This is a genomic window from Bifidobacterium sp. LH_417 (assembly GCF_056357035.1).
Window position 1 is genome coordinate 77405 of the sequence record NZ_JBKEVI010000012.1, and the last position, 10384, is coordinate 87788.

The window sequence follows — 10384 nt, forward strand, 5'->3', positions numbered from 1 at the left end:
TCACGCGTAGGTGAAGGTCAGCGGGTCGTGGCCGGCGCGGATGGACCCGTCGAGCGCGTCGATGGCGGCGTGTTCGGCCGGTTCGAGCACGAAGCCGAACAGGTCGAGGTTCTGACGCTGACGCTCCGCGTGCACGGACTTGGGGATGATGATCGTGCCGTTCTCGATGTGCCAGCGCAGGATCACCTGCGCGGGAGTGACGCCGTGGGCGGCGGCGATGCGTTCGATCGTGCCGTCGCCGGCGTTGAGGTCGGCGCCGCGGGCCATCGGCGAATACGCTTCGACGGCGATGCCGTGCGCTTTGCAGAAGGCGACGACCTCGCGCTGCTGCCACGTGGGGTGCAGTTCGATCTGGTCGACGGCCGGCCATTCGCCGGTCTCCTCGTGCAGACGCTCCAGATGCTCAGGCAGGAAGTTGCACACGCCGAGCGTCTTCACGCGGCCTTCCTCGCGCAGGCGGACGAACGCCTTCCACGTCTCGCCGCTGCGCCAGTCGAACGGGGTGGGCCAGTGGATCATGTACATGTCCACGTAGTCGACCTGGAGTTTGGCGATCGAATCGTCGAACGCCTTGAGCGCGGAATCGTAACCCTGCTGGGAGTCGCGCAGCTTGGTGGTGAGCCACAGGCTCTGGCGCTTCTCGCCCGTGTTGTAGCCGGTGGCGGCGAGCGCGCGGCCCACGCCGGCCTCGTTGTTGTAGCCGGCGGCGCCGTCGATGTGGCGGTAGCCGGCTTCGAGCGCGCTTTCGACGACGGGCACGACGCCCTCGTCGTCGATGCGCAGCACGCCAAGGCCGATCTGCGGGATGAGATGCCCGTCGTTCAACGTGACGAGGGGCGTGTGGAATGTCTTGGGGGTGGATGTGCTGGATGCTGGGGTTCCGGGGGTGTTCGTCATGATGGTCGTCTCCTTGTTCGTCTTCCTAATCATAGGTGCCGTTACGTGCCGTTACGTGCCGTTATCACAAGTGCCGTGGCCCGCGGGAGGCGGGACGCACGGCACGTCATGATGTTGCGGTGACCGTCGCGGTGACGTCACCGCGACGGTCACGGCCGGTTACGACTCACAGGCGCTCGAGGAGTTCCTTGACGGCGTCGACGGCCGGCACGACGACCTTGTTCTCGCCGTCGCGGTCGCGGATCTCGATGGTGCCGTCGTTCACGTAGTCGCGGCCGACCACGGCGACGACGGGCACGCCGATGAGCTCGGCGTCCTTGAACTTGACGCCCGGGGAGACCTTCTTGCGGTCGTCGTAGATGACCTCGACGCCGTTCGCCTCAAGCTCGGCGACCAGCTGCTCCGCGCCGTCGAACGCCTCGTCCTTCTTGCCGGTGGCGACCACGTGCACCTGGGCGGGGGCGATGACCTTCGGCCAGGCGAGGCCGCGCTCGTCGTGATGGGTTTCGGCGATGCAGGCGAGCACGCGGGAGACGCCGATGCCGTAGCAGCCCATCCACACGGGGACGGCCTTGCCGTTCTGGTCGAGGACCTTCAGATCCAGGGCCTTCGAGTACTTGAGGCCGAGCTGGAACACCTGGCCGATCTCGACGCCGCGCTCGAAGCTCAACGGTCCGGAGCCGTCCGGGCTCATGTCGCCGTGGCGCACCTCGACGGCCTCGACGACGCCGTCCGCCTCGAAGTCACGGCCATAGACGAGATCGTAGTAGTCGACCTCATGCTCGTCGGCGCCCGTGAACCAGGCGGAGCCCTTGACCACGTGGGCGTCCACGAAGTAGCGGCACGGGTTGGCGACGCCAGCGGCCTCGGCCTGCGGGCCGAGCACCATCGGTCCGATGTAGCCGAGCACCAGCTCCGGATGCCGCTTCAGATCGTCCTCGGTGGCCTCCTCGATCTCGGCGGGCGCGAACTGTGCCTCGAGACGCTTCATGTCGACCGTGCGGTCGCCGGGCACGCCGACGACGACGACCTCGCGCCACGGCTCGTCGTGATCCTCGTCCTCGGCGTGCTTGACGGTGATCGCCACGTTCTTGAGGATGTCGGAGGCGGCCCAGCCGCGGCCGTCGGCGCGCGGATGGTCGGCGTCGGCGCGCTCGATCATCTTGTCGATGGTCTTCGCGTCCGGCGTGGACTCCTTGTGCGCGGCCGGGGTGGCGGAGCAGTCGATCTCGGGCAGTTCGGGCGTGTGCAGCGCCTCGACGTTCCACGCCTTGCCGGACGGGGCGAGCGCGAACGTGTCCTCGCCGATCGGCATCGGGGCGAGGAACTCCTCGGACGCGGAGCCGCCCATCGGGCCGGACATCGCGAACACCGGCACGTACTTCAGGTCGAGACGCTGGAAGATGCGCTCGTAGGCGCCGCGCTCGTCCATGTAGGCCTTGCGCATGCCCTCCTCGTCCACGGTGAACGAGTAGGCGTCCTTCATGATGAACTCGCGGCCGCGGATCAGGCCGGCGCGCGGACGGAACTCGTCGCGGTACTTCGTCTGGATCTGGTACAGGGTGACCGGCAGATCCTTGTACGACGAGTACATGTCCTTCACCAGCAGGGTGAACATCTCCTCATGGGTCGGCGCGAGCAGGTAGTCGGCCTGGTGACGGTCCTTGAGACGGAAGATGTTGTCGCCGTACTCCTCCCAGCGGTGCGTGGCCTCGTAGGGCTCGCGCGGCAGCAGAGCCGGGAAGTGCACCTCCTGGGCGCCGATGCCGTTGATCTCCTCACGGATGATCGCCTCGATCTTGTTCAGCACCTTGAGGCCCAACGGCAGCCAGGTCCAGATGCCGGGCGCGGCCTTGCGGATGTAGCCGGCGCGCTGCAGCAGCTTCGCCGAATCGACGTCGGCGTCGGCGGGGTCCTCGCGCAACGTGCGCAGGAACAGGGTAGACATACGAAGGGTATTGGAAGTCATGCGCTCCACGATATTCAACTCAACCGACAACCGGATTCCACCTGCACGGGTGACGAATCCTCGATGAACGCCACTGATTATGTCGCCGGTTATCGTCGCCCGCGTGAGAGAATGGGAAGGGACATACGAAGGGGGACCAATGACGCAACCGCAACCATCCACGGCATCCGCACCGCCGGCATCACCGACACCGCCCACAGCTCCCGCACAGGCCATGCCACCCATGCGCCCCACACCGTCGGCACCTCCCGTGCGACCGCCGTCCGCGCCGACACAGGCCCGCCGATCGACCGTACAGACCCTGCTGCTCATACTCGGCGCCGCACTCGTCATCATCGCCGTCATCGCATTCGCATGGTTCGCCTACGGACTGCTCGGCGACGTGGGCCGCGCCGTATGCGTCAGCGCGGCCGGCGCGATCACCGTCGGCATCGCCGTCATCCTCACGCCACGACTCCGCGTCACCGCGGAAGGCCTCGCCTGGACCGGACTCATCACGCTCTTCATCGGCGCCATCCTCATCTCCATGATCGGCGAACCACGAACCCCCGGCACCATCACGTCACTCATCGCCGGAACACTGCTGCTCGTCACGGCCGGCACGGGACTCGGACTGCGACGCATCCCACTGCCCCACGGGCAGCCGCCGCTACGCGCATACACGCTGTACGCCGTGTTCGCGCTGCCCATCGCCATGATCATGATGACGTACGCGCTGCCGATACCAGGCGACCCGCAGCGCAACGTCGTCGAATGCCTGTTCGCAGGTGGCACGGCGACCCTGTTCGCCGCGTGGACGCGCACGGACGCGCGACGCCGCTCCCCCGACTTCGAACCGATCGCCGCGCTCATCGTCGCGACGGTGATCCTCGCCGTCGGATCGATCGAGCTCATGGCGACGATCGACGACGGCGAACCGGCATGGACGTCGGCATGCCTCGTGCCGATCGTCGTCGCCGCATGGACGGGCGTGCTCGCCGTCGCATACACACGCGTGAAGGCGCGCACCGGACTGCCGTTGCCGACCGGACTGCGGTTCGTTCCGGTGAGCGCGATCATCTGGGTGCTGACGGTCTCGACCACGCTGATCCTGCAAATCCTCCCACCATCGATGCCGATGGAGGACCGTCGCATGTGCGCGTACCTGCCGGCGATCGCAGTGGCCGCGGCGCTCTCGATCATCGCGTGCACGGGCGCGGGGCAGGTGCCGGCGCAACGTGGGCGCGCAATTGAGACGTCGCCCGCACGCAGTCGCGGTGCGCAGCCCGCCAACGGTATCGGACAGACCGGCGGACGGTCCGACAAACGTTCCGACGGGCGTTCGGCGTTCAGTATGACGGAACGGGTGGCGGCCACGCTGAACGGTTCGGCGGTGCTGCTCATCATGGTATGCGGCGAATTCGGACGCGACAATACCGCCGCGCTCGCCACGGCGCTGTCGGCGTTCGCCGGGCTGCTGGCGGCCGCGTGCTGCGCGTGGGTGCAAGGCGCCGCCCCCACGCGCAAACCCGTGCGGCTGCGCATCGCAACGCCTCGGATTCGTGGGCCGGTGCCGGCGGCGGGCTACGACGCGCCGATGCCGGCCCAGCCGTATGCGACGCCCGGAGCACCAGGCGCGTTCCCCATGGCCCCTCCGACCGCATACCCCCCGCCTGTGGGGATGCAGGCCCTAAGCGCATCGTCGGCGACGTATCCGGCGCGACGGCCTGCGCCCCGCCCGCCGGTCGCGCAACCATCTGCCATGTACATGCCGGCGGCGCACCTACCGATGGCATACCCGACGGTCACGCACGCGCCAATCGTGATGATGACGAAGGCAAGGGGCGTGGACGCGCCCGGGGTGCTCGTCACCGTAGCCACCGGCTTCGCGACCGTGTTCCTGACTTGCAGCACGCTCGCCTCACCGCGACCGACCGTTCCTGCCGATCTCATCTGCGGAACGGTCGGCGTGATGGCGCTGATCATCGGATACGCATGGATGACGAAATGGCCCGGCATGCGCAGTTGGACGGCGCTCTGGCCGGGACTCATCCTGCTCACGGTGCCGGCGATGCTGGAGAGTTGGACGTCCCCGCTGTCGGTTCCCCGCGCGCTCGCGCTGTTCATCATCGCTCTGGCCATGCTGTTGGCCGGAGCGTTCCGCGGGCTGAAGGCACCGCTGATCTACGGCACGGTGGTGCTGATCGTGCATATGCTCACGGTGCTGTGGCCGTGGCTGGCCGTGTTCTCACGACAGTTCTGGTGGGTTTGGCTGCTCATCGGAGGCGTGATTCTCATCGCCGCGGCCGCCCGCTACGAGGCCAGCCTCAAGGCGATGCGATCCTTCGCCACCCGCATCAGCCAATTGAGGTAGGGCGCGGGTCGGAGGTACTGCGGCCCGCTGTGCCGGCCGCAGTGACAACCGCGGTCGCCGTGCCGGTAATGGTGTTGCCCGCAGTCGCAGTGGCGGGCGCAGTGGGCGGCGCCACACGATGTGTATGGTCGGAACAGCAATGTGTATGGTCGAGGGACGAACGTGCATGGTTTGGCCGGCAATGTGTATGGTCCAATCGGTGATGTGTACCTCGAACGCGCCAACGTGCACGGTGTGGTACTGAAGACCACCGCTCCAACACGGGTACCGGCATCGAAGAAAGCCCGGAATTCCGCCGAAGTCGTTGCCAGTCAATCATGTGTTTCGCCGGGTCTTCAGGACCGCACCCCACACGTTCGGGCTGGAATCCTACACATTCGCCCGGAAACCCTACACATTCGGCCATGAATCGTGCACGTTCGCAGCAGAACCATGCACGTTCATGGCGAAACCATGCACGTTCCTCTTGAGAACGCCCCGCAAGGCATTCCCAGACATGCCGATGCCAATCCCGACTGCCGCTCGAAGAATCCAACCCACCCGGGGAAACTAGAATGGGAGGGGGTGATCGATATGACGCAGTCCGAGACACGGCCCGACGCGGGGCAACGATTCGAGAAGCCCGACACGGGCATTCGGCATGAGGAGACCTGGAGATCCGGGAAATCCGGGGAACATCCTCGCATGCCCGGCAAGGAACCACCGGCGTCCAAGGAAGAGACCCGTTCCCACCGGGCATCGACCTCAGACGGCGAGAGAACCGCTCGATACAGCGGGAAGCCGGGGCACATCCGTCCTGCGGCGGTGGCGGGCGCGTTCTACCCGGCCGACCGCGTGGTGTTGAAACGGATGATTGGCCGGCAACTCGACTACGCCCGAAGACTCATCGCGAGGCTCACCGGCACAGGTGCGGCCGCGAGCGCAGATGCCACCCGCACGGACGCAGGCACCGCCCCGGCACACCCATCACTCACAACCCCGCTTCCGGCAGGCGTGCCGAAGGCGGTGATCGTGCCGCACGCCGGCTACGTGTACTCCGGCACGACTGCGGCGCTCGCCTACGCGCTGCTCGAACGTGGGCGCGGTCGTATCACGCGTGCGGTGATCGTCGGTCCAACGCATCGCGTGGCGGTACGGGGCGTCGCGGCTCCGAGCGCCGACGCGTTCGCCACACCGCTCGGCGTGGTCCCCGTCGACACCGCTTCGATACGCCGTGCGATGGGTTTGACGGCATCCAACCAAAACAGCGACACCAGCGAGTCCTACCAGCCATTGCAGTCCGGCATGAGCGCCGCACCGGGCGCCCCGGCACCGGCTCTCATCGTGAACGATCCGACGCATGCGCGCGAGCATGCGGTCGAAGTGCAGATTCCGTTCTTGCAGACCGTGCTCGGCCCGGATATCGAAATCGTGCCGTTGAACGCGGGCGACGCGAGCCCGCGCGAAGTGGGTGACGTGCTGCGCGCCTTGTGGGGCGGGCCGGAGACGGTGATCGTGATCAGCTCCGATCTGTCGCATTACCATCCGCAGGAGTACGCGCGGGTGTTGGACGATGCGACCATCGACGCGATCGCGCATCGCCGTGGCCCGATTCGGCCGGATCGCGCGTGCGGCGCGTATCCGGTCAACGGCCTGCTCGACGTGCTGACGCACGGATTAGCGTGCCCATTGAAGCCAACGGCGTCCGCTCCCATAGCCGATTCGACCGGTGTTTCCTCTCCGGGCGGCGCATCCGCCGATATTGCCGAGGCGACTTCGCCCTTCACGCTGAGGCTGCTTGGACGGTCCACTTCCGGCGATGACGGCGTGGTGACGTTCGGAGAAGAGGCACGTCCGGTGATGCGTAATCCGGATGAGGCTGTGGTCGGATATGCGTCGTTCGCCGTCTGGGAGGAACAGCACAACGATTCGCGGGAAGACGCCTCAGCCGGAGACCACCCCCAGTCGGCCGCACCGACAGTCCCTGCCGGTGAAGGCGATACGGACCACGGCACGGTGCTGCTGCGACTGGCACGTGCGGCGATCCGCGAGCATCTCGGACTGGCCGACGCCGCGGTGGACGCCCCGGTGGCCCCTCTCGCTGGCTCACAGACGGATGCGCTGGCAAACACCCCTGCAAACGCACCGGCAGATGCTCACGTGAATACACCGGCGAGCACCGCCGATGCGATCATCGCCGCGCATCCGTGGTTGAAGGAGCCTGGGGCAAGCTTCGTCACATTGACAGAGGACGGTGAGTTGCGCGGGTGCATCGGCACGTTGGAGGCGCATCAGCCGCTCGGGCGCGATGTGGCCGAACATGCGGTGGACGCGGCGAGCCGTGATCCACGGTTCTTCCCGGTCGCCGCCGAGGAGTATCCGCTGCTCGACGTGGAGGTGTCCGTGCTGTCGAAGCCCGAGCCTATCACCGTCGCGGCACCATCGGAGCATCCGGTGCGGTCGCGCGCCGAGCTGGAGCGCGCGTTGCGGCCCGGTACGGATGGTCTCATCCTCACCGAGCACACCGCTGGAACCAGCGGAACCGCACGCGATGACGACCGCCGCCCGACTCTTCCCCATCGCCCCGCCCGCTACGGCGGATTCCCCCGCCGGGCCACGTTCCTGCCGCAGGTGTGGGAACAGCTGCCCGACCCGCATGATTTCGTCTCGCATCTGCTCGCCAAGGCCGGTCTGCCGGCCGACCTCGACTGGAACGACGGCGAGATCATCTGCGAGCGTTATGAGGTGACCGCCTATGCCGAGCGCTGATGGTATCCGCCTCTATTTCACCCGTACCGCCCCTGGCTCCTCTGTGGCCTCTGTGGCCTCCGACGCCCTCCCCGCCCCGGTGGTCGACCGCACCATCCCCGGCACCGGCCATGCCAGCCGGCATTCCCACGCCGACCCGGCGCTCGGCCGCTGGCAGACGCGATTCACGGACGGCACAAGCCGTGCACGCTGTGAACTCTGCCCGCGCCGATGCGTGTTGAAGCCCGGCCAACGCGGGTTCTGTTTCGTGCGGTCGAATCACGACGGCGCGATCCACTCCGACACGTACGGCCGCAGTTCCGGGTTCGCCGTCGATCCGGTGGAGAAGAAGCCGCTCAACCATTTCCACCCAGGTTCCAGCGTGCTGAGTTTCGGCACGGCGGGTTGCAATTCGGCGTGCCGGTTCTGCCAGAACTGGGACATCTCGCGTGCGCGCGACTTCGACCGACTGGGCGTGGAGGCGTCGCCGGAGAGAATCGCGCAGGTCGCGGCCGACCGCGGCATCGAATCGGTCGCGTTCACGTACAACGATCCGATCGTGTTCGCCGAGTATGCGATAGATACGGCGTGGGCGTGCCGTGAGCGCGGCGTGCGTCCGATCGCGGTGACGGCCGGCTACATGGCCGAGCCGGCGCGCGCCGACTTCTATGCGGCGATGGATGCGGCGAACATCGACCTGAAGGGCTTCACCGAGGAGTTCTACTGGAAGGTGACCGGCACGCATCTCAAGGACGTGCTCGACACGATCGACTATGCGGTGAACGAGGCGCGCACGCCGGATGGGCGCCACGTGTGGGTGGAGTTGACGACGCTGCTCATCCCCGGTCTCAACGACGACGATGCGCAGCTGCACGCGGAATGCGCGTGGATCCGCGACACGCTCGGCCCGGACGTGCCATTGCATTTCTCGGCGTTCCACCCGGCGTGGAGGATGACCGACGTGCCGCCCACGCCGCATGCGACGCTCACGCGCGCGCGGCGTATCGCGATGGCGGAGGGATTGCGGTACGTGTACACCGGCAACGTGCACGACCGTGACGGTGATACGACGTTCTGTCCGAATCCGGATTGCCGCGCCAAGCTCGTGGTGCGCGACTGGTACCGGATTCTCACGAATCGCCTGTCCGCGGGCGCGCCCGACACCGATACCGGCACCGCCTACTGCCCCGAGTGCGGCACACCGATCGCCGGCCGATGGTGACGGACGGTCGTAATTCCTTGAAAAGGTCTATCGGCCCGTGCGCTAGTGCCTTCGTCAAGAGGAGCTCGGATACGTGTGTGACTCCAGAGGGTGGTTTCACGCGTGTGGTGTCGTGGCTTGCGGCGTCGGTGGGTGGTGTCGTGGCCCGTGCGTGTGGCGGGGTTCGTGTGTGGTGGGTTCGTTCCCGTCGCGTGGCGCCCGTTGTTTCCTCCCGCTGGCGGGAGGTGGCGCGCAGCGCCGGAGGGTGGTTTTCGTGGGCGGTCCCCGCGCGCAGCGCCGGAGGGTGGTCCTCGTGGGTTGTCCCCGCGTGTGGCGTCGGTGGGTGGGTGGCGGGGTTCGTTCCCGTCGCGTGTGCCCGTTGTTTCCTCCCGCCGGCGGGAGGTGGCGCGAAGCGTCGGAGGGTGGTCTTCGTGGGTTGTCCCCGTGTGTGGTGTCGGTGAGGACGCGCGTGGCGCAGGGTTCCCGTCGCGTGTGCCCGTTGTCTCCTCCCGCCGGCGGGAGGTGGCGCGCAGCGTCGGAGGGTGGTCGTGGTGTGGTGTCCGGGTGGCTTGTGGGTGTCGTGGGACCGGTTCCCGGTGTGGTTCTCCCCGTGTCAGGTGTGGGTATGGGAAAGCCCCGGGGCGTTCGGGTGCTCTCCGGGGCTTTCGTTTCAAGTGTGGTGCGGCGGCGTGCTACTCTCCCACACCCTGTCGGGTGCAGTACCATCGCCGTGCCAGGTCTTAGCTTCCGGGTTCGGAATGGGTCCGGGCGTCTCCCCTGGGCCATGACCGCCGCAAATCTTCAATTATCAGGAGGGAATCGTGTCCCGTGTCTCCTGATGGCTGGTGGTTTGGGGACCGGATGGTGGACGCGTCGCTGATCGTTTTTGTGGTCACGGACCGTTGTTCCGTGTCGCGTGTGTTTCGCGCAGTCTTCGCCGATGCTCTCCACACTCCTTGGGGGTGTGGGTTGTGTGTCGCGCTTCCCCGTTAGTACCGGTCGGCTCCACCCCTTGCGGGGCTTCCACGTCCGGCCTATCGACCACGTGTTCTGCATGGGGGGTCTCAGGAACCCGAAGGCTCCCTGGGAATACTTATCTTGGAGCGGGCTTCCCGCTTAGATGCTTTCAGCGGTTATCCCTTCCGAACGCAGCCAACCGGCGGTGCCACTGGCGTGACAACCGGCGTACCGGAGGTTCGTCCACCCAGGTCCTCTCGTACTATGGGCAGGTCTCCTC

General features: G+C 66.9%; 5 protein-coding genes and 2 rRNA genes. 3 read left to right on the top strand and 4 right to left on the bottom strand.

All coding sequences use genetic code 11. The features are described from left to right. Together AC1AYR_RS08190 and AC1AYR_RS08195 are read right to left on the bottom strand one after the other, a co-directional pair. Positions 1-897 carry an aldo/keto reductase gene (locus tag AC1AYR_RS08190; protein WP_476512210.1) on the bottom strand — a complete coding sequence of 299 codons (897 nt, stop codon included), beginning with the start codon at positions 895-897 and terminating at the stop codon, positions 1-3. 166 nt (positions 898-1063) lie between these two features. Then, positions 1064-2866: a proline--tRNA ligase gene (locus tag AC1AYR_RS08195; protein ID WP_476512209.1), complete on the bottom strand. Its 1803-nt coding sequence runs from the start codon at positions 2864-2866 to the stop codon at positions 1064-1066. Positions 2867-3089: 223 nt separating this feature from the next. Between AC1AYR_RS08195 and AC1AYR_RS08200 the strand changes: the two genes are divergently transcribed. The 3 genes from AC1AYR_RS08200 to amrS all read left to right on the top strand — a co-directional run bounded on the left by AC1AYR_RS08200 (position 3090) and on the right by amrS (position 9168). After that, positions 3090-5219 carry an SCO7613 C-terminal domain-containing membrane protein gene (locus AC1AYR_RS08200; RefSeq protein ID WP_476512208.1) on the top strand — a complete coding sequence of 710 codons (2130 nt, stop codon included), beginning with the start codon at positions 3090-3092 and terminating at the stop codon, positions 5217-5219. Positions 5220-5651: 432 nt separating this feature from the next. Further along, positions 5652-7967 carry an AmmeMemoRadiSam system protein B gene (gene amrB, locus AC1AYR_RS08205; protein ID WP_476512207.1) on the top strand — a complete coding sequence of 772 codons (2316 nt, stop codon included), beginning with the start codon at positions 5652-5654 and terminating at the stop codon, positions 7965-7967. Further along, the gene (gene amrS / locus AC1AYR_RS08210; RefSeq protein ID WP_476512206.1) at positions 7954-9168 is read left to right on the top strand and encodes an AmmeMemoRadiSam system radical SAM enzyme; all 1215 of its coding nucleotides are present in this window, start codon (positions 7954-7956) and stop codon (positions 9166-9168) included. The genes amrB and amrS overlap by 14 nt, the downstream gene beginning before the upstream one ends. A 658-nt stretch (positions 9169-9826) precedes the next feature. Here the strand turns inward: amrS and rrf are convergent. Then, positions 9827-9943: ribosomal RNA gene (rrf, locus tag AC1AYR_RS08215) — 5S ribosomal RNA — on the bottom strand. A 173-nt stretch (positions 9944-10116) separates the two neighbouring features. Beyond that, positions 10117-10384: ribosomal RNA gene (locus AC1AYR_RS08220) — 23S ribosomal RNA — on the bottom strand; the annotation flags it as partial.